The sequence below is a fragment of the Thalassospira sp. UBA848 genome, from assembly GCF_002295455.1.
GTDB lineage: Bacteria > Pseudomonadota > Alphaproteobacteria > Rhodospirillales > Thalassospiraceae > Thalassospira.
Map to the genome: position 1 here is coordinate 1 of NZ_DBGS01000066.1, position 18,745 is coordinate 18,745.

At 56.6% G+C, this 18,745-nt stretch carries 18 protein-coding genes; 6 read left to right on the forward strand and 12 right to left on the reverse strand.

What is annotated here, in order from left to right; genetic code table 11:
• Positions 1–1,095: ATP-dependent helicase C-terminal domain-containing protein (locus B2R48_RS09100; RefSeq protein WP_296999466.1), on the forward strand; the 1,095-nt coding region annotated here is incomplete at its 5' end.
• 11 nt (positions 1,096–1,106) lie between these two features.
• Here B2R48_RS09100 and B2R48_RS09105 read toward each other — a convergent pair.
• The 5 genes from B2R48_RS09105 to B2R48_RS09125 form a co-directional block, all read right to left on the reverse strand.
• Complete coding sequence (locus tag B2R48_RS09105) at positions 1,107–1,730, reverse strand: class I SAM-dependent DNA methyltransferase (RefSeq protein ID WP_296999467.1); 624 nt, start codon at positions 1,728–1,730, stop codon at positions 1,107–1,109.
• Between the two features lie 103 nt (positions 1,731–1,833).
• Positions 1,834–2,313: a transcription elongation factor GreB gene (gene greB / locus B2R48_RS09110; RefSeq protein ID WP_296999469.1), complete on the reverse strand. Its 480-nt coding sequence runs from the start codon at positions 2,311–2,313 to the stop codon at positions 1,834–1,836.
• Between the two features lie 103 nt (positions 2,314–2,416).
• The gene (locus B2R48_RS09115) at positions 2,417–3,655 is read right to left on the reverse strand and encodes an MFS transporter (protein ID WP_296999471.1); all 1,239 of its coding nucleotides are present in this window, start codon (positions 3,653–3,655) and stop codon (positions 2,417–2,419) included.
• Between the two features lie 252 nt (positions 3,656–3,907).
• Complete coding sequence (locus B2R48_RS09120; RefSeq protein ID WP_296999472.1) at positions 3,908–5,071, reverse strand: DUF3095 domain-containing protein; 1,164 nt, start codon at positions 5,069–5,071, stop codon at positions 3,908–3,910.
• Positions 5,072–5,126: 55 nt separating this feature from the next.
• Positions 5,127–5,345, reverse strand: coding sequence for a SlyX family protein (locus B2R48_RS09125; RefSeq protein WP_062955715.1), 219 nt, complete (start codon positions 5,343–5,345; stop codon positions 5,127–5,129).
• A 130-nt stretch (positions 5,346–5,475) separates the two neighbouring features.
• Between B2R48_RS09125 and B2R48_RS09130 the strand changes: the two genes are divergently transcribed.
• On the forward strand, positions 5,476–6,021 hold the full coding sequence (locus tag B2R48_RS09130) for a class I SAM-dependent methyltransferase (protein WP_296999474.1): 546 nt from the start codon (positions 5,476–5,478) through the stop codon (positions 6,019–6,021).
• A gap of 13 nt (positions 6,022–6,034) precedes the next feature.
• Here the strand turns inward: B2R48_RS09130 and B2R48_RS09135 are convergent, their stop codons facing one another.
• The 3 genes from B2R48_RS09135 to B2R48_RS09145 form a co-directional block, all read right to left on the reverse strand.
• Positions 6,035–6,286, reverse strand: a complete 252-nt coding sequence (locus B2R48_RS09135; protein WP_296999477.1) for a GDCCVxC domain-containing (seleno)protein — start codon at positions 6,284–6,286, stop codon at positions 6,035–6,037.
• Positions 6,273–7,157 carry an NAD(P)-dependent oxidoreductase gene (locus tag B2R48_RS09140; protein ID WP_062955585.1) on the reverse strand — a complete coding sequence of 295 codons (885 nt, stop codon included), beginning with the start codon at positions 7,155–7,157 and terminating at the stop codon, positions 6,273–6,275. Before B2R48_RS09140 ends, B2R48_RS09135 begins: the two co-directional genes overlap by 14 nt.
• A gap of 273 nt (positions 7,158–7,430) precedes the next feature.
• Positions 7,431–7,844, reverse strand: a complete 414-nt coding sequence (locus tag B2R48_RS09145) for a tellurite resistance TerB family protein (RefSeq protein ID WP_213474684.1) — start codon at positions 7,842–7,844, stop codon at positions 7,431–7,433.
• A 365-nt stretch (positions 7,845–8,209) separates the two neighbouring features.
• Between B2R48_RS09145 and B2R48_RS09150 the strand changes: the two genes are divergently transcribed.
• The gene (locus B2R48_RS09150) at positions 8,210–11,332 is read left to right on the forward strand and encodes a sensor domain-containing protein (RefSeq protein WP_296999479.1); all 3,123 of its coding nucleotides are present in this window, start codon (positions 8,210–8,212) and stop codon (positions 11,330–11,332) included.
• A 91-nt stretch (positions 11,333–11,423) separates the two neighbouring features.
• Here the strand turns inward: B2R48_RS09150 and B2R48_RS09155 are convergent, their stop codons facing one another.
• The 3 genes from B2R48_RS09155 to B2R48_RS09165 form a co-directional block, all read right to left on the reverse strand.
• Positions 11,424–12,068, reverse strand: a complete 645-nt coding sequence (locus B2R48_RS09155; RefSeq protein WP_296999481.1) for a Crp/Fnr family transcriptional regulator — start codon at positions 12,066–12,068, stop codon at positions 11,424–11,426.
• Positions 12,069–12,269: 201 nt separating this feature from the next.
• Positions 12,270–12,716 (reverse strand): DUF2946 family protein, encoded by a 447-nt coding sequence (locus tag B2R48_RS09160; RefSeq protein ID WP_296999483.1) that lies wholly within the window; start codon positions 12,714–12,716, stop codon positions 12,270–12,272.
• A 141-nt stretch (positions 12,717–12,857) separates the two neighbouring features.
• Positions 12,858–13,748: a DMT family transporter gene (locus B2R48_RS09165; protein ID WP_296999485.1), complete on the reverse strand. Its 891-nt coding sequence runs from the start codon at positions 13,746–13,748 to the stop codon at positions 12,858–12,860.
• Between the two features lie 102 nt (positions 13,749–13,850).
• Here B2R48_RS09165 and B2R48_RS09170 point away from each other — a divergent pair, with 102 nt between their 5' ends.
• The 3 genes from B2R48_RS09170 to B2R48_RS09180 all read left to right on the forward strand — a co-directional run bounded on the left by B2R48_RS09170 (position 13,851) and on the right by B2R48_RS09180 (position 17,383).
• Positions 13,851–14,750: a LysR substrate-binding domain-containing protein gene (locus tag B2R48_RS09170; protein ID WP_296999488.1), complete on the forward strand. Its 900-nt coding sequence runs from the start codon at positions 13,851–13,853 to the stop codon at positions 14,748–14,750.
• Positions 14,751–14,860: 110 nt separating this feature from the next.
• A complete protein-coding gene (locus tag B2R48_RS09175; protein ID WP_296999489.1) occupies positions 14,861–15,430 on the forward strand; it encodes an HdeD family acid-resistance protein in 570 nt (189 codons plus the stop codon).
• 30 nt (positions 15,431–15,460) lie between these two features.
• Entirely contained in the window at positions 15,461–17,383 is a 1,923-nt protein-coding gene (locus tag B2R48_RS09180; protein WP_296999490.1) for a heavy metal translocating P-type ATPase, read from the forward strand.
• A 53-nt stretch (positions 17,384–17,436) separates the two neighbouring features.
• Here B2R48_RS09180 and B2R48_RS09185 read toward each other — a convergent pair whose 3' ends face one another.
• Entirely contained in the window at positions 17,437–18,738 is a 1,302-nt protein-coding gene (locus tag B2R48_RS09185; RefSeq protein WP_296999491.1) for a glycosyltransferase, read from the reverse strand.
• Between the last annotated feature and the right edge of the window lie 7 nt (positions 18,739–18,745).

Here is an 18,745-nt window from a genome sequence, read left to right on the forward strand (position 1 = left end):
GCGATCATCAAGGGCCGGGCGCCCAAAATGATATCGGAGGCCGCCAAACAACTTGCCCGCCGTTTGCGCGATGCTGCAAAGCAGGGCGGGTTGGCAAAACCCGATACCGCGCGGGTGGATCGGGCCGATGAGGTTGGCTTACTACTCGCCTTTGCCTATCCCGACCGGATCGGCGAGCGGCGCAAGGGGGCGGATGCGCGCTATCGCCTGTCGGGCGGGCGCGGTGGCGTTTTACCCAATGAAGACAGCTTGGCGTCGGAGCCCTATATCGCGGTGGCCGAACTGGACGGGCAGGCGCGCGAGGCCAGGATTTACCTTGCGGCCCCGGTGGCGCGTGCCACCCTTGAAACCCATTTTGCCGATCAGATTTCCGAGGGCACGGAAGTCTTCTGGGATGCGCAAAGCGATGCGGTTGCCGCCCGCTGGCAACGCCGGATTGGCGCACTGGTGTTGGATGAAAAAGCCACCCATGACGAAGCCGATCCCGATGCGATTACAGCGGCCATGATCGAGGGCATCCGCAAACTCGGCCTGCATTGCCTGCCATGGGACAAGGCATCAGAAGGCTTGCGCGCAAGGCTGGCGTTTCTTCATCGGGTGGAAGGCGATGTCTGGCCCGATGTTTCGGATGACGGCCTTCTGGGATCACTCGAAGACTGGATCGCACCCTATCTCGGCGGCATTACCAAACGAGGCCAGCTTAAACAGATCAACCTGTCTGAGGCGTTGCTTGCCGGGATTGACTGGAACCAGCGACAGGAAATGGATCGTTTGGCCCCCACCCATTGGCAAGTGCCGACCGGATCAAACATCCGCATTGATTATAGCGGTGAAACACCCGCTTTGCCGGTGCGCATGCAGGAAATGTTTGGTGCCACCGAAACGCCAAAGGTGGCGAATGGCAAGGTCGCGGTGACCTTGCATCTGTTATCCCCCGCACAACGGCCCATTCAGGTGACAAGTGACCTGATCGGGTTCTGGAACGGGTCCTATGCGCAGGTGAAGGCCGAGATGAAGGGACGCTATCCCAAACATTACTGGCCCGACGATCCCCTGATCGCCGAGCCAACACGGCGGGTTAAAAGCCGGATGTAGGATGAGCGCGCTCAGGCCGCTTCAAGAATGCAAAGCTTGCAGGAATAGCCTTCTTTTTGGTGATAGGGGGCCTCGCGGATTTCGCGGATTTTGGCGATGCCGTCCTGTTCCATCTGCTCAAGATGCTCCGCATAGCCGTCCTTGTCCCAGACCTTTTCATGAACCGTGATGACAGCCGGTGCGCCGGGTTTGATCACGCGCACCAGTTCATTCATAGCACTTGGGCCGACATGGCCCGATGTAAACACGCCGACACTGATGACACCGTCATAGGCATCATCCTTGATATCAAGCTTTTGGGTCAGATCGGCGGTTTCAAGTGCGTCATAAACGCCCTTTTGGCGCGCCTTTATCAGCATGTCAGCACTCAGGTCGACGCCGTCAATCGTGGGTTCGCACTGTTCGTGCAGTTCCTTGCCAACCAGTCCGGTGCCACACCCGGCATCAAGCACCCGGTCCGATGAGCTGATTTCGGATGCCAGTGTTTCCGCGGCAATTGCCGGGGCGACATAGCCCATACCAATCAGGGTGTCATCGTCATAGCTTTCGGCCCAATCGGCATATACCGCGCGGATATCATCGCGGTCCCCGGCCAGGGCATAGGCGCGCGTCAAAAGTGGGTTTTCGGTCCCCATAAGCTTGCTCTCCATCTGTCCTGAATGGGGCAAGTGTATATGATATCAATATGTTATTCAAATCGACCGCGGTTTTGGCCGTTCTTCGCACGGTTCTTGATGATTAGCCGGGGTAGCTGATCTCAAGGATTTCAAGCTCATCCTCGCCCGACGGTGTGCGAACGGTGACGACATCGCCGACACCCGATTTCATCAGGGCGCGTGCCACAGGCGAAATCCAGCTGATCTTGCCATTCAGGCTATCAGCTTCGTCTTCGCCGACAATGCGGATGGTCTTTTCCTCGTCACGGGCATTGACGTAGGTGACCTGCGCGCCAAAGAAGACATGGGTATGATCGGGTTGTTCATCAGCACGGACAACATGGGCATCTTCGATCCGCTTGCGCAGATAACGCACACGGCGATCAATTTCGCGCAGGCGCTTTTTGCCATAGATGTAATCCCCGTTCTCCGAACGGTCGCCATTGCCCGCCGCCCAGTGGACAACAGCCACGACTTCGGGCCGTTCCTTTTTCCAAAGGTGGTCGAGTTCGGATTTAAGGGCGTCTAGCCCTTCGGGGGTGATGTAAATCGGTCTGTCCATGATCTGCGTTTTAGCGCAAAGCAGATGCTTGGAAAAGAGGTCAAAAAAAGCAGCGCCCGCTTGGTAACGGACGCTGCTTTGAATGGATCTTATACGTGGGAACTTACGCCTTGGCAGTGCTGCGCAGTTCCTTGTCATCAATGGGCATATGAACAAGGGCGGCAAAGATGCCAAGCGCGACCGAGACCCACCAGACAGCATCGAAATTGCCGGTCATGTCATAGACAATCCCGCCCATCCAGGCACCAAAGAAGGCACCGATCTGGTGGGACAGCATGACAATGCCAAACAGGGTGGCCATGTAACGTGGCCCGAAGACCTGTGCGATCAGGCCACTGGTCAATGGCACGGTCGACAGCCACAGCGCACCGAGTGTGGCGGAGAACAGCAAGATGGTCTCGGATGTTTTGGGCGCAAAGATAAAGACCAGAATGACCACCGCACGCATGCCGTAAATAAACGACAGGCCGTACTTCTTGCTAAACCGCCCGCCAGCCCAGCCTGCGGTCAGTGTGCCAAAGATATTAAACAGGCCAATCAATGCCAGACCTTCGGCAGCAACCGAACTTGGCAGACCACAAAGGGCGGTAAAGGTTGGCAGGTGGGTGGTGACCACGGCCACGTGGAAGCCACACACAAAGAACCCGGCATTGAGCAACATGAAGCCGCGATGTTTGCGGGCTTCATGGAAGGCAGCCATAAGGCCTTGCGGGCCAAGATCAGGTGCCGCCGTCGGGCTGTTGCCTTCGGCCTTGCCGGTCAGCGCAAAGGCGGCCGGGACCATCAGCATGGCGATGGCGGCCAAAATCATTAGTGTCGTGACATAGCCAAACGAGCCATTAAGCATCTGTGCCGTCGGGGCCATGACAAACTGCCCGACCGAGCCACCGGCTGATGCGATGCCAAGGGCAAAGCTGCGCCGTTCGGGCGAGAAAACACGACTGATCGCGGCAAGGATCACCGGGAAGCTGGTCGTCCCGACACCGGTCCCGATCAGGAAGCCCGCCGTCAAGTGCAACTCACCGGGCGAACTTGACGTGCCCATCATATAAAGGCCAGCAGCATAGATCGCAGCGCCGCCTATCAGCGTGCGCGTGGTACCAAAACGATCGGCAATTGCCCCGGCAATCGGGGCGGAAACACCCCACATCAGGTTCTGGATGGCAAAGGCCAGACCAAAGGTCGAAGCAGTCCAGCCGGTGTCATTGAGCATGTCGGGAATGAAAAGCCCGAGTGACTGGCGCACACCAAGATTGAGCGACAAAACAAGACCGCCACATAAAAGGACGATCCAGGGAAACCATCTGGTGGCGCGTAACAGCGCCATGCGCGTGGGGCTCATAACGTTTTCTCCGGCGGCGTTTTTCTATTGTTTGTAATGATATTGAACGCGCTGGTGGCATGCGTCCAATTCATTCGCGTTATGATGCTGATAACATTTCTGCATAGTCAATGCTGGATATTTTACCAGCATTGATCACGAGGTCGCCAACCTTGTCGATGATGCCGTCGAGATCAGAGGTCGAGATCAGAGGGTGATGGCCATGCCCCGGTTCATGCAATGAATGTATTGTCTGGCAACACTTGGTGCATTTTATGCGTTGGCGATGCTTTGACCGCTTTTCCTTTTTGCCTTGAACGCGGTTGCCGCCGCCGTATAGCCGCCTTCGCCGCCATCAAGGAAATGGAAGTGTGCATCGCTTGTGATGGACGGTACGATGCAGGTCATGATCGCTGTTCGTTGGCGATGGGTGCCATAGTAAATGTCGCCCTGAAGCTCGGCCGCACGCAGGTGGGCTTCGACTTCTTCGGCGCGTGCCTTGCTGCAATTGACCGTCATCCACAGGCCATCACCGAATTTACGGAAATCAGTGTTGTAGCCCGTGTAATCGCGATAGCGCCGTGGATCAAACGCGCCCAGTTTCCAGCCGGTTTTCATCAGGATCACAGCGATCAGTGCGATATAAAACGCCTTGAGCCATGCTTTGACATAGCCGCCTTCGTTATGTTTGGTCGCCTCTGCCTCAAGATGCAGACCGGGCGGCGGGAAGGCGACGCCGGGGCCGCTTGCGGGGATCGGGCTGCTTTTGCGCGGGCTGTCATCAAGTATGGCCAGAAGATCGTTGACCGTGGAATCAAACCGCGCCCGGTTGTCGCACGGGGCGACAATGATCGACAGGATGACATCGGTGCCATCTGCGCGGATCGGGGACCAGCGGCATGACAGCCCGGTCAGGTCCGGGCGATGGCCGGATGGGGCAGGCGCGATCAGATTTTGGCCGTGTTTCATCTGATCTTCGGCCCATTGCATGCCGCCACCTGCGAACATTGCATAGGATACCGGATCGGATACCGCATATCGGGCAACGCGCACATCGCGATTTGCCGAACGGATATCGGCGATCTGAACCAGACCGACGCGAAGCTCAAGGTCCAGTGTCTCCGCCGCCCAGGTGGCGGTGGTCGCCATGGCATTGCGCACAGCGTCAATCTTGTCGGGCGGGCAGGCAAAACTTGCGCCATCGCCGCCAAACAGGAACGGATAATCCGAATGGCCAAGCGCGTTGCTGACCGCGCAAATGACCGAGGCCCCGACCATGTTGACATCCTTGAAACGACCGGCCTCGACCGCCTTGGTCGAACCGACAATATCAGACGTGCCCACCCACCAGTCATCTGGCAGGGCATGGTACACCGTGCCATCAAGGACCTTGGCGAAGTCGTCAAACGTCGGAATGTCGAGATAAAGGTTGGTCACATCGGTCTCACAGTTGCGCTGAATGGCGGCGGAAATCGACAGACCCGGTCCGCCATTAATAATGCGGTGGCGGTGCGTCGTCTTCGGGTGCTGTACGCAGGAAATCAATCATGCGTTTAATATCAGACGACATTAATTTGTTGTGACGTTCAAGCACATCAATGCGGTCCCATTGGGATTTGATCATGTCAGACAGGTCGCTGACGACTGTTTCCATATGGGAAAGCTGTATTTCGAGCTCTGTAACGCGGCTGTCGATTTCTTCGTGGCTCATGGTTGTATCTTTTGTAAGTGGCATCGGTTGCGGGGACTTGTAACGCGACTTGCGGTATATGCAAGCCTGTGGCACGACTGCCGGGTGGTCATGTGACTGCGCCTGTGACCCTAACATATCTGGATGGCTGATGACCGATTTATCCGTACTCGCCCTTGTTGGGGTTATTTTGGCGTTGATCTTGGTTTATGCAATCCGTCTGCGTGCCGTTCCGATGCCAACATCGGCAAAGGCGGCGAACGAAATCATCGCCTATATTCCCAACGACACCAGGGCCGTGACGGATTTCGGGTCCGGTTGGGGGGATATGGCGCTGGCGATTGCCCGTGCGCGACCAGATATCAAAGTAACCGGTATCGAGCTGTCGCCAATTCCCTATGCCATCAGCCGTATGCGCAGCATTCTGGCGGCGACGCCCAATCTTGATTTCATCCGTGCAGATTATCGATCCCTTGATCGTGATCCGGGGGATGTTGTGGTCTGTTTTGTCGATCCCCGTGCGATGGAGGATATCGGCGATGTGCTTTCGCAACGTATGGCGAGCGGGGGCGTTGTTCTATCACGTGCCTTTGCCATCCCCGGCTGGCAGGCCTTTGGCGAGGTACCAATGAAAACCGGGAACGACCGCCTTTATCTGTACCGGATCGGCAGTCACAAGCCGGGTATTGTCGCGTGATCTTGCGGGCAGCCTAGTTGGTATGTCCGCAACAACTTCCGTCCGAGCCGCGACCATGCAACTGGATTGGCGGGCAGGGGACGGTGCCATAAGAGCAGAAAACACAGCAATCACCGGGCTTGGGGCGCAAAACCGCACCACATCCCTTGCAGTCATAAAAATACTGGCAGGCATCGGTCGGCATGGTTTCGCTTTCAACATGTCCACATTCCGGACAGGTCAGAACCGATACCAGTTCGACGTGTTCAGGGTCAGTCTTCTTCATAAACTTTGATCAATGCTGAATGGTCCAGATCGCCATCGCCCATGTCGATCAGCTCGTCATAAAGCTCCATGGCAAGGCGGGTGATTGGCAGTTCGACGCCCAGTTCCCCTTCGGAAAACTCAAGCGCCTGAAACAGGTCCTTGCGCTGGGTGACGACCTTGCCACCCGGCTCGAAATTGCGTTCGATCATGCGTTCGCCGTGCTTTTGCAAGATGGCGGAATCTGCGAAGCCCCCCGTCAGTGCCGAGCGCAGTTTTTCAAGATCGACATCGGCTTCGTCGGCCATCGAAAACGCCTCTGCAACCGCACCAATGGTGATGCCGACAATCATCTGGTTTGCCGCCTTGGCGATCTGGCCGCAGCTGACATCACCGACATGGGTAACGCGTGAACCCAGCACATCAAAAATGCGATGAACACGGTCAAAATCTTCTTTGGCTGCGCCGACCATGATCGACAGTGTGCCGCTTTCAGCGCCATGGGTGCCACCCGATACCGGGGCATCGATCCATGTGCCACCGGCATCCTCGACCGCATCGGCAAAACGACGGGTCGCCTCGACCGACGTGGTGCCCATGTCAATCACGATGGTGCCTTCCTCGATGCCGTCAATGATGCCGTCCTCGCCCAGAAGCACGTTTTCGAGGGCCACCGTATTGGCAACACAGATGATCACGATGTCGGCCTCAGCCGTGGCGTCAGCCGGGGTGCCGGCAGTCGCAATGCCAAGGTCTTCGAAGGCATTGAGTGTTTCGGGATTGCGGGTGTTGACGGTCAGAACCGCACCGGCCTTTTCAAGATTGAGCGCCATCGGACGCCCCATCAATCCAAGTCCGATGAAGGCAATGTTTTCCCCGGAAAGAGCGGTCATGACAGCGGTCCCTTTGTGTGACGGTAGCTATATCTGAACTGGCGACGCGAAACCGGTCCGCGCCCATGGGCCCGAAACCGGCAAATTTTGTTGGCTAGGCCATATCACATTGTGGCTTTTACATAAGCAGCGATTTGAGGGCGCAACGCCCAAAATGCGCTTCGGGTTCCACAAATTTGTTCATACAGGCCCAACACATTGTTGGAATGCTGAAGTAAATACTCTTTCTGCAGCGAGGATGCGTGGGATCACGCCGCAAACAACGCCGAGAAATCAGAAATCGCCGGGCCGGACATAGCGCGCAGCCATGGCGCGTTCGATGGCCGATCCAACCAGCCGGTCAAGGTCAAGCCGGTGGCGCAGCAATTCAAGAATGCGCAGTTCTTCCTGGCTGATTTCACTATCGGACAGGACGATTTCACAGGCAAAGACATAAGCCGTTTCGCGCAATTTGCGCGGCAGGGCATCGCGGATCAAATCAAGCGCGCGGTCCATGCCGTCTTCTTCGCCAAGCAGCTTTGCGCAATCGCGTGCAACGCTGGTCACACCTTCATTGTCAAATCCGGCAAAAATCGGAAGATAACGGACCCGACGGCCCATGGCAGAAAGTTCGGCATCGGTAATATCGTTATCGGCGGCCGAAACCATAACCATTGTGTAGATCAAGGCGTCCTGATGCGAAATCACGTTGGCTGCTCCTTTTCTGAGCGGTTCTCTGAAATGCTGTTCATCCAGACATCTGACGATCCTGTCCGGGCAGTGTGAAAACCACCGAGCCAGCCGATGGTATGCCGATAAGCATCCATGGGCAACAGTTAAGCGATGAAATTTCAGGGATTTTAAGGAATATGTAGTGAAATCGTCGTCATTGTGTTGTCGTCGGTCGTGCGGGTATTGAAAGCTGCGAAAAGTGGCATGCGCGATCCTGAAAACAAAAACGGATGCCGTGACAAAATCACAAGCAGAATGATTGCGGTAATCGGTTGTGATGGGGGAAATTTTGGCTTTGCACTGCATGGGGTAGCAGTTATGGTCGCGCAGCGACAACAAACATGATGAATAAAGCCGCTATGGGAGACATCAACGCAATCAATTCCGTCAATACGTTGGCGGCGTTGATCAGCCATCTGTGTTTGCCGTCTGGAGCATATGATCCAGACGAAGGACGAATTTTGGTAAATGATGCGTGGTGTGAAGCATTTGATCGCAACCTGTCAGCTGGTGAATGGCTGTCTTTGGATGTCAATGACGCCCTGCGCGAACCGCTTGACGAACTGGCAGAGCAGCTGCGCGATAACGGCGGTTACCATCATGTCGAATGCGAGTTGCATGATAACAAGCGCGTCTTCCTTGGGTGGAAGCTGACGATCGGACATCAGACCTTTATCCGGTTCACAAAGATCAAGGCGAATTTCTTTTCGGGCATCGGGTCGCTTATTTCACCCCAGCCGGTTTTGCTTGTCGAAAACAACGGCAAACTGCGCAGTGCAAACTGCGCGGCAGAGCAGCTTGCCCTTGAAATGGGCCTTGCATCGCCGCTTGACCTGACCCACCCGCGTGATCAGCGTGCGCTGGTGGGCGAGGATGGCCCACAGTTCAATTCCGATAACACGCGCACCGTGCATTACGGACAGCGTTTCTTCCAGTGGCAATATATCACGCTTGATACGTCGGGCTGTCTGGTGCTGTTCGGGCAGGAGCACACCCGCGAGGAAAGCTATCGACGTGCCCTTGAACATGCCGTGCACGGGATCATAGAACTCAATGCCGAAGGCACGATTACCAATGTGAACGAAGAAACGGCCTCTTTGTTCAATTACGGGTCGGTGCGGGAATTGACCCAGTCGTATCTGCGCCATCCGGAAACCTTTTATGCCAATGACAGCGACCGCATTCAGCTGCGTCGCGACCTTGCAACCGGCAAGGGTGTGCATGCCCGCGATATTGAAATGCGCCGTGCGGATGGAAGCCAGGTTTGGGTAAGGCTCAATGCCACCGAAATTCGCGGCGAGGGCGGCATTCTTCTGGGTTATAGCGTTACCATGACCGATATCACCAAAAACCGGCAGGCCGAATATGACCTGCGCCGGCGTCAGGAAAGATATCGTGCGCTCGTCCAGACGGCTGGCAGCGTGATCATGTTCCTTGATGCCGAGGGACGCATTCTGGAATACAACCGCGAATGCGAATGGACATTCGGTTATTCCTGGATGGAAGCCGCCGGGCAGAACTTTTTTGACTTCCTGCTGGTTGAGGATGACCGGGCGCGCGTGCGCATGGCCGTGCGGCGCTTGCTGTCGGGCGAGATCATCAAGGATGAGGTTTTCTCGTTCAAGCGCCGGGACGGTGAAGTCCGCCTGTTGCAATGGAATGCGCGGGCGCACTTTGGCGAAGACGGCGATGTTGCGGGTGTGATCTGTATTGGTCAGGACGTGACAGAGAAACTGTCTGTCGAACGCGCCTTGCGCCATGCCGAGGAAAAATTCCGCGGCATTTTCGAAAATTCGGCAGAAGGCCTGTTTCAAAGTATGCCGCTTGGCCCGGTGCATTCCGCCAATCCGGCCTTTGCCTCCATTCTGGGCTATGAAACGGTCGAGGATCTGCTGGCAAAAGAACAGGACTGGTCTTTCCATTATCTGAACCCGGTCAGTCGCTTGCGCATTACCGGCCGGTTGCTGCGCGACGGGTCTGTGCACGGGTTTGAAACGGAAATGCGCCGCGCGGATGGCAAGATCATCTGGGTCGAGGAAAATGCCCGCCTGGTCCGTGACGAGCAGGGGCGACCTGTTCTGATTGATGGATCGATTACCGATATTACCGACCGCAAACGCAGCGAAGCGCGCATTCAGTTCCTTGCCCATCATGATGGCCTGACCGGGCTGCCCAACCGGACCTTGTTCCAGGAACGGCTGGCCGCCGCGGTGGAGCGCAGCAAACGCGAACGATGCCATTTTGTCCTGATGATGTTTGATCTTGATAACTTCAAGGACATCAATGACACCCTTGGACATCCGATTGGCGACCTACTCTTACAGGGTGTGGGTGAACGCATGCGCGTCTGCCTGCGCAACGAGGATGTTGTCGCACGTCTGGGCGGGGACGAATTTGCCGTCCTGATCCACGAGCCGGGATCGATCGAGGAAGTGACCTTTGTCGCGCAGCGGCTGATTGAGCGTGTTTCGGAACGTTTCATGCTAGATGGCAACGAAGTGCAGGCATCGACCTCTGTCGGGATATGCATGTATCCGCAAGATGGTCGCGATGAAAAGGACCTGCTGCGCAATGCCGACCTTGCGCTTTATTGCTCCAAGGCGGAAGGTCGCAATCGCTATCACTTCTTTGAGCCGAAACTTCAGGTCGAGGTTCAGGAACGCAAGGCGATGGAGCGCGACCTTAGTCACGCAATTGAAAATGACGAGCTGGAGCTGTTCTATCAGCCGATCATTGATATTGGCGGCCAACGTATCATTGGCATGGAAGCACTGGTGCGGTGGTTTAACCCGTCACGCGGTCAGGTCAGCCCGGTCGATTTTATCCCGGTAGCCGAACGCATGGGCATCATTGCCGATATCGGCAAATGGGTGCTGAAACGTGCCTGCGAACAGACCAAGGCATGGCGCGATGCCGGCTACGGCCAATTGACCATATCGGTCAATCTTTCGCCGCTTGAACTCGCCCGCCACGAAGACCTGATTGAAAGTGTCGGTGAAGTGCTTTCGCGCACTGAACTTGATCCCCATCAGTTGCAGTTCGAGGTGACCGAAGGGGCCGTGATGGACAATCCACGCGAAGCCGCCATCACGCTTGGCATCCTGCGAAATCAGGGCATCCGGATTGCCATTGACGATTTCGGCACCGGGTATTCGTCGCTGGCCTATCTCAAACGGTTCCCGGTGGACAAGATCAAGATCGACCGGTCGTTTATCATTGATATCGACAGTTCCGACGGGAATGCCGCCATCGTGCGTGCGGTTGTGTTCCTGGCCAGGTCGTTTGGTATGGCGATCAATGTCGAAGGTATCGAAACCAAGACCCAGCTTGAACATATTGCGTCCGAAGGCGTCGATGAAGTTCAGGGCTTCTATTTCAGCAGGCCGATCAGCGCCACCGAAATGGAGGCCTTGCTTAAGGAAAACCTTAGTCTGCCGGTACGGTTCCCGGTGGCTCAGACGTAAACCGACCCACCGGCACATTCCGATTGATGGATCAAAAAAGGCGCACCACGAGAATTCGTGATGCGCCTTTTTCTTTGCGTCGACGGCTGGTTTAGGCCGCCGATTGTTGTGGCGGATCGCCCGCCACCTTGCAGAGCTTGTCACGGTCAATGCGCATGGTAGAGGGCATGCGCGGGTTGCGCACAATTGCGCCTTCGCGCTTGAGGTTGGCGATCATGCGGCTGGCCGTTTCGGTGGTTGTTGCAACGATATTGCCAAGCTTCTCGCGGTTGGGCAGTGACACCAGATCATTGTGTGCAGACCACAGCAGGAACCGGCAAATCCGGCGCATGGCCGAACCGGTGCCAAAGCTGATCTTGAGTTGCTGACCATCCATGACCTCGCTTGCCAAAAGCGACGTGACTGCCGCCTGAATGCCCGGATCATTTTGCTGGGCAAGGCGGATCCGTTGTATCGGGATGCGCTTGATCACCGAGGGCGCGATGGTTTCGATCACCAGCGTCGGGTCGGTTACGGCCAGCATTTCAAGGCCGATCGGATCGCCGGGGCGATAGACCCGACAAACCTGTCTTTCGCCTTGTCTGGTGTATCTGCACCGCAGGGCCAGTCCGGTTTGAACAATGTAGATGTATGTATGGTCCTCGCTGTGATGTCCGATGCTGGCATCGGACGGCAATGACAGGACGGTTGGTTCGGCAAGTTTTTCCAATACGTGCAAGGCGTCGTCTTTGTTCATGGGGGGCTCCCATTGGCAAATTTTCTGATACGCGGCAACGTCGTCGCGTATCGACACCAGTCTGTGAGCCGGGATGTCCCGGAAGTTGCCGGTTTTACCGGCTAGCATGGGATGATGATCGGATAGAACCACGTCCGTCAGATACAGTTGTGGCGTCAAGTTGCCATCAAGGCACTGGCAAAGCGGTGCTTGGAATTCCGATCAGATGGTGACCGGCGGTGCGCGCGGAGATGCGGCAATCGGGCAGAAATCGTGCAGACGTGCCGTAATATGAAGGGCGGTGACCTGATTAGACAACCGGATGCGATGGATCAGCGGCAATTCAGGTTCTACCGGCATGCCGACCACATGGTTGCCAAGGCCGCAACTGGCGCACTGAAAGCCATCGAAGGCGTCGGAACTGTGCGGATTAGCAGTGCGATCTGCGGCAAGGTCGGCTGGCACCGAAATGGTTTTGATGCCATTTGCAGTACAGATAATGAGCGGGACAAAGGTCTGGGAAACTTCCGTGTTCGACGTCGGCACTGTTTCAAGCGCGACAGGCGCGTGCATGAACCCGAAAAACAGCGCGTTGACCAGCAAGAGCCAAGCCACACAAAGTGACAGGGTGCGTCGTGCAACCAAGCTGTTGAGCGGTGTGAAATACACGGGTTTCCATCCAGATTGGATAAGGTCTGGAATTTGATAGACCCTTGAAACCCCCATGTCAAAGCATCGAATTGTGAACCAGTTATCAGTTTTTCTTTATAATCGTTCTGATATGCCGGGCCATGCCCGGCACACCCTTGGTTACGCTGTTGCCTTGCGGGCCGATCTTGCCATGGAAATGCGCAACATAACCACACCGGTTATTGCGACGGCGCCGCCGATCAGGGTCAGGATGTCGGGCGTAATACCGCTTAGAGTCCATGCCAGCAGAACGGCGATGGGTGGCACCAGATACAAAAAGTTTGCTGCCGATGCCGGGCCGAAATGGCCGATTGCAATGCTCCAGGTGGCATAGCCAAGTGATGCGGAAACAAGACCAAGGAACAACACCGCCAAAATCACCGAAACCGACGCCACACCGATTTGCGCCATCCCGTCGGGCAACCACGGGGTTAGCCACAACGCACCCGTTATCAGCGTCCAGCAGGTGCAGGTCGCCGGGCCATATCGCGCGATCACCCCACGCACCAGAACGAAATAGGTGGCTGACAGCATGGATGCCAACAAGATCAACGAACTGCCATTGCCAAAACGCATCGGGCCGGGTTGACCAACGGCGATCAGGATCACACCGGAAAAACTCACTGCTGTGGCGATCCAGGCACCAATCCCGAACCGGTCGCGCAAAAACACTGTCGCGAGCATCGCCGTCCAGATTGGCAATGTATTGATGATAAAGCTTGCCGCCCCCGGTGATACCGTTTGCTGCCCGGTATTAAGCAACCAGTTATAGATGCTGATGCCAAGCGCGCCGCCCAATCCAAGCCGTGCAAGATCAACCAGCTTGGGCATCTCTGGGCGTTTTATCGCAAGCCAGATCACAGCCGGACAGGCCGCCAGTGTAAAGCGCACTGCGGCAAGTGGCAGGGGATCAAGCCCCGAAAGCGCAACCCCGATCAACGGAAAGGCCGCCGCCCAGGACAGAACCGTAATCAGGGCACAGGCAAGGCCCAAAGTGGCTTGTGAGAACATCAGCATTCCCCTCGTTCTATGCGAATGAATTTGTTTTCTGTCTTGCTGATAGCGCGATCATGAGTGTTGACATAGAACATAGCTTGGGGATCAGATGTGCATATGGTGCACAGCAATGACCTTTCCCTTCCGCCTCTTGCGCTGTTGCCCGCGGTGATGGCCGCGGCGCGCAACGGGTCGTTTTCGGCCGCCGCCAGTGAAATGGGTGTGACGCATAGCGTGATAAGCCGCCATGTTGCGCAGGTCGAACAATGGCTTGGCTACGATCTGTTTGAACGTTATGGCCGCGGGGTGCGTCCGACGCCCGATGGACAACGGTTTTTGCGCGAAACACAGGCGGCGATTGATCTTTTATCACAAGGTGCGCAGCCCTGGCGGCAACGCCGTGGACCGGATGTCATCAAAATAAGCCTGCTACCATCCTATGCCCGGATCTGGTTTCTTAAGCTTGTGCCAGAGATCGAGCGTGATCTGAATGTGCGGCTTGAACTCGAGATTACCGAACGGCTGGCCGATTTCGATGGCGGGCAGACCGACATCGCCATTCGCTGTGGCAAGGGACAATGGTCGGGCACCAAATCAAGCTTGTTGTTTGCTGATGATCTGGTGCCGCTGATTTCGCCCAAGCTTCTGGACGGGCACGATCCGCAAGGCCTTGATGCAGATGCAATTGCCAACCTTCCGCTTTTAAATGACAGCGACGCGACCGGCTGGCGGCACTGGTTGGCCGAACATGGGGTCAAGTATCGGCCCAAGCCAACTGATCGCCGGTTTGAGGATTACAGTGTCGGGCTGTCTGCGGCGGATGCGGGGCTTGGTGTGATTTTGGCGCGCTTGCCGTTTGCGCGCATGGCAATTGGAAATCACGACCTGATCATGCTGCCTTTCGCGCCGGTTCGAAGCCCGCTTGCGACGTTTTTGGTGCAGCCGGCCTATGACCAGCGCCCGGCTGTGCGTGCGGTGGCAGAACGCCTGATCACGGCGGCGAAGGCTTGCGGCTAAGATCACCCCCTTGGGAACTTGTCCTATTCGACAGACGTTAGATGGGCTATAATTTGCAGCAATTTCAGGTTGATATTGCCGCGATCCACAGAAGTCAGGAGCACCCTACCATGACCTTGATCGTTAATGACGGTACGCCGGAAATGCGCGGTTTGCTGGATAAGGGGCGCAAACGGTTGCGCACAGTCGGGGTCATCATGTTGATCCTTGGCGTGCTGGCGGTGGCCTTTCCCCTTGCCACGACGATTGCGTTCAAATCTGTGATTGGCTGGCTGTTCCTTATCGGGGCGGTTGGGCATTTTTATGGCGCGTGGAATGCAGATACCCCGACGCGACGCAGTCTTGATATCATTCAGGGGCTTGTCTTTGGCGTGATTGGGGGATGGTTGGCCTTCTTCCCGATGGGCGGGGTCGTGACCCTTACGGTGTTGCTTGCCATTGCCTTCATCCTGCACGGCGTTTTTGAGGCGCTGATGGCGATGTGGCTGAAACAGTTTCCGGGATGGAAATGGATGATGGTATCTGGCGGGATTTCAGTACTTGCCGGTATTCTGATCTTTGCCGAATTGCCTAGTTCGGCAAGTTGGGCGATTGGTTTGTTGCTTGGCATTATCCTGTTATCTTCCGGGTTTAGCTATCTGATGGTGTCGATGGCGATGGGCAAAGTCGCACGAAGCTAAAACCGCGCTTGGCAAACAGAGGGATAAGGCATGGCAAACGCCACACCTGTTGGCGGTCTGGCCGGGGGACTTGAACGGTGGGATGATGCCCTGTCGTCCCCGACCCTTAACCGTGCCGTCCTGATCTTCACCCTGCTTGCCATGGCAGGGCATTTTATCCTGATGTTTATCGGGCCCGAGATGGTCTGGGGACAGCGCACGGCTGATCTGCCGCTTTTTGCGCTGTTTGCCCTTGGTGGACTGCCCATTCTGGCGCAGCTTGCAATCAAGCTTCTGCGTCGGGAAATGGGCGCTGATTTTCTGGCCGCGATTGCCTTTGTTACCGGTGTGGTGCTGGCGGAATATCTTGCCGCCAGCCTGATCATATTGATGCTGACCGGGGGGCAGGTTCTTGAAGGCTTTGCCATGCGCAAGGCGTCCTCGGCCCTGAATGCCCTGGCCAAGCGCATGCCCAGTGTCGCCCATCGCAAATCCGAAGATGGCGAGGTCACTGATATCGCGATTGACGAGATCGACATTGGCGATCTGATCGCGGTCTTCCCGCATGAAACCGCCCCGGTTGATGGCACGGTCATTGATGGTCATGGCAGCATGGATGAAAGCTATCTGACCGGGGAGCCCTATGTGGTGGCCAAGGCACCGGGCACCAATGTGCTGTCGGGGGCGATCAATGGCGAGGCGGTCCTGATCATCCGGGCGGAAAAGCGCGCGCGCGATTCCCGTTACGCCCAGATCATGGATGTCATGGCCGAGGCCGAACAAAAACGCCCGCGCATTCGCCGTCTTGGTGACCAGATCGGCGCGTGGTTTGCCCCGGCGGCGCTTTTGTTTGCGATCTTGGTCGGGTATCTGAGTGACGATTCATCGCGTTTTCTGGCGGTCCTTGTGGTGGCGACACCCTGTCCGCTTTTGATTGCCATTCCGATCACGGTGATGAGTGCGATTTCAATCGCTGCCCGGCGCGGCATCGTCATCCGTGACCCGACGGTGCTGGAACGGTTGCCGACCTGCCAAACCGCGATTTTCGATAAGACCGGCACGCTGACTTATGGCCGACCGGAACTGGTGGAGGTGTTGGCCGGGCCCGATATGGATGGCAACCTTGTCCTGAGGCTTGCCGCCAGTCTGGAACGCTATTCCAAGCACCCATTGGCATCGGCGGTTTTGGTGGCAGCACGCGACCGCAACCTGCCACTTGATGAAGTCAGTCATGCCTCGGAAAAGCCGGGGCAGGGATTGAGCGGGCAGGTCGATGGCCATGAAGTTGCCGTCACCCACCGCAACAAGCTGATGAAATCCGACCCCGAGATCGCCGGGCTTCTGCCCGAAAGTGCAGCGGGGCTGGAATGCGTGGTGCTGGTTGATGGAAAATATGGCGCGACCTTTCGCTTCCGCGATACGCCGCGCGCCGAAGGCGAAAGCTTCGTCGGCCATCTGGGTGACATCCATCATTTCAAAAAGGTGATGTTGCTTTCGGGCGACCGGGAAAGCGAGGTCAGCTATCTTTCGGAACTGCTGGGCATTTCGGAAAGCCTTGCATCGCAAAGCCCGGAACAGAAAGTCGCCATCGTCCGCGAGGAAACCGCCAAGGCCCCAACACTGTTCATGGGCGATGGCATCAACGATGCTCCGGCACTGGCCGTTGCGACGGTCGGTATCGCCTTTGGCAAGGAAAGTGCGGTGACAGCCGATGCCGCCGGTGCGGTGATCCCCGAAGCATCGCTTGTCACTGTTGACGAGCTGCTTCACATCAGCATGGCGATGCGCCGCATCCTTTTGCAAAGCGTGATTGGTGGCATGGTGCTTTCCATCGTCGCCATGGGCTTTGCGGCGGCAGGCTACATCACGCCTGTTGCGGGTGCGCTGTTGCAGGAAGGCATTGATATCATCGCGATCCTCAATGCGCTCAGACTGGCGATTGCGCATGATATTGATGCCGATATGGTAGAGTAGCCAAACGCCTGAGACGTCAAGTTTGCGGTCCAGCTAACAGTGTTCGCAAAGTGTTATTGCTCTGACGCGCGCGTGATTTCGGCAATGGCATTCGCGATGCCGTCTTCAGCGGCGATCTTGCTTGCAACGCGTTCGGCGTTTTTGCGATAGGCCGGCGTTTCAAGAACCGTTTTGATCCGACGGGCCAGCATCGCGGCATCAAGTTTTGCGGGCTTGATCGGGCGCGGCGCAACGCCAAGCCCGTGCAGGCGCTTTGCCCAGAAAGGCTGATCACCGAAAAACGGAATGATGATCGACGGGCGACCGGCGCGCATGGCGGCGGCACAGGTGCCAGCCCCGCCATGGTGAATGACGATATCGACCTTGGGGAACAGCCATTCATGGGGAACCTCAGACACCGCAAGGATGTTGGAGGGCCAGTCAATGTCGCCCATGCCGCCCCAGCCGGTCGCCACAATCGCGGCGATGTCGGGGGTGCCCGTTTGCGAAACGGCCTCGGCAATCATTTCTGCCATCGCGGTCGGATCATTGCCGGGCATTGACCCGAAACCGATATAGATCAGGTTTTTGTGACGTTCGACAAAGTTTTGTACTGCCGGATCAGGCAGGCTTGTTTGTGCGCCCCCGTCCAGAAACCAGTATCCGGTGACAGTTGCGTGTGTCGGCCAGTCTGTGGGGCAATTGATCACAGCATTGCTAAAGGCATGAATGATGGGCAGCGTGCCGGATTTACAAGACTGAAGGATGTCCAGTCCCTTGGCATTGATCCTGTTTTGGCGTCGTGCTGCCCAGCGGCAAACTTGCCGACGCAGTGTTGCGTTCAACAGCCTATAGATCAGCTTGCCGGTTACGCGGTTATACCAGCGACCCAAGGTCCCGCGTGGCCCAAGATCAGTAACGCCCATATGCGGACAATCGCCGGTCGGGATAAAGGACGGGATCAGTTGCGCCATCACAACCGGGATACCGAGATGCCTGCCAATCGGCAGCGCGCCAAAGGTTTTCGGATGAAAAACGATGACGTCGGGCTTGGCCTGATCAATGGCGCGGAAAATATCATCAAGCAGTGTGTCCTGAAGACCGCGCGCCTTTTTGCTGATGGCAAACAACGATGTCAGCTTCGCCACGGCCGATGCCTTGGGATCAGACGCATCGGCAAATTGTGGATCATCCGTAAGCGCAATCAGCGCATTACTCAGGGCTGCGAATTCAAGATCATGATCGGTGATAAAACCGGCAAAGCGTTCCGGGGCGGCGACGGTGACCTGATGCCCCTTGTCGATCAGTCCACGTCCCAGCGCGACAAAGGGCTGCACATCGCCGCGCGTCCCATAGGTCATCAGCATGACATGCATGGAGTGT

What these genes read in the sequence shown, in the direction of transcription:
- B2R48_RS09105 (WP_296999467.1), bottom strand. Translation starts at nt 1,730, where the DNA reads ATGGGGACCGAAAACCCACTTTTGACGCGCGCCTATGCCCTGGCCGGG.
- greB (WP_296999469.1), bottom strand. Translation starts at nt 2,313, where the DNA reads ATGGACAGACCGATTTACATCACCCCCGAAGGGCTAGACGCCCTTAAA.
- B2R48_RS09115 (WP_296999471.1), bottom strand. Translation starts at nt 3,655, where the DNA reads ATGAGCCCCACGCGCATGGCGCTGTTACGCGCCACCAGATGGTTTCCC.
- B2R48_RS09125 (WP_062955715.1), bottom strand. Translation starts at nt 5,345, where the DNA reads ATGAGCCACGAAGAAATCGACAGCCGCGTTACAGAGCTCGAAATACAG.
- B2R48_RS09130 (WP_296999474.1), top strand. Translation starts at nt 5,476, where the DNA reads ATGACCGATTTATCCGTACTCGCCCTTGTTGGGGTTATTTTGGCGTTG.
- B2R48_RS09135 (WP_296999477.1), bottom strand. Translation starts at nt 6,286, where the DNA reads ATGAAGAAGACTGACCCTGAACACGTCGAACTGGTATCGGTTCTGACC.
- B2R48_RS09140 (WP_062955585.1), bottom strand. Translation starts at nt 7,157, where the DNA reads ATGACCGCTCTTTCCGGGGAAAACATTGCCTTCATCGGACTTGGATTG.
- B2R48_RS09150 (WP_296999479.1), top strand. Translation starts at nt 8,210, where the DNA reads ATGATGAATAAAGCCGCTATGGGAGACATCAACGCAATCAATTCCGTC.
- B2R48_RS09155 (WP_296999481.1), bottom strand. Translation starts at nt 12,068, where the DNA reads ATGAACAAAGACGACGCCTTGCACGTATTGGAAAAACTTGCCGAACCA.
- B2R48_RS09165 (WP_296999485.1), bottom strand. Translation starts at nt 13,748, where the DNA reads ATGTTCTCACAAGCCACTTTGGGCCTTGCCTGTGCCCTGATTACGGTT.
- B2R48_RS09170 (WP_296999488.1), top strand. Translation starts at nt 13,851, where the DNA reads ATGGTGCACAGCAATGACCTTTCCCTTCCGCCTCTTGCGCTGTTGCCC.
- B2R48_RS09175 (WP_296999489.1), top strand. Translation starts at nt 14,861, where the DNA reads ATGACCTTGATCGTTAATGACGGTACGCCGGAAATGCGCGGTTTGCTG.
- B2R48_RS09180 (WP_296999490.1), top strand. Translation starts at nt 15,461, where the DNA reads ATGGCAAACGCCACACCTGTTGGCGGTCTGGCCGGGGGACTTGAACGG.
- B2R48_RS09185 (WP_296999491.1), bottom strand. Translation starts at nt 18,738, where the DNA reads ATGCATGTCATGCTGATGACCTATGGGACGCGCGGCGATGTGCAGCCC.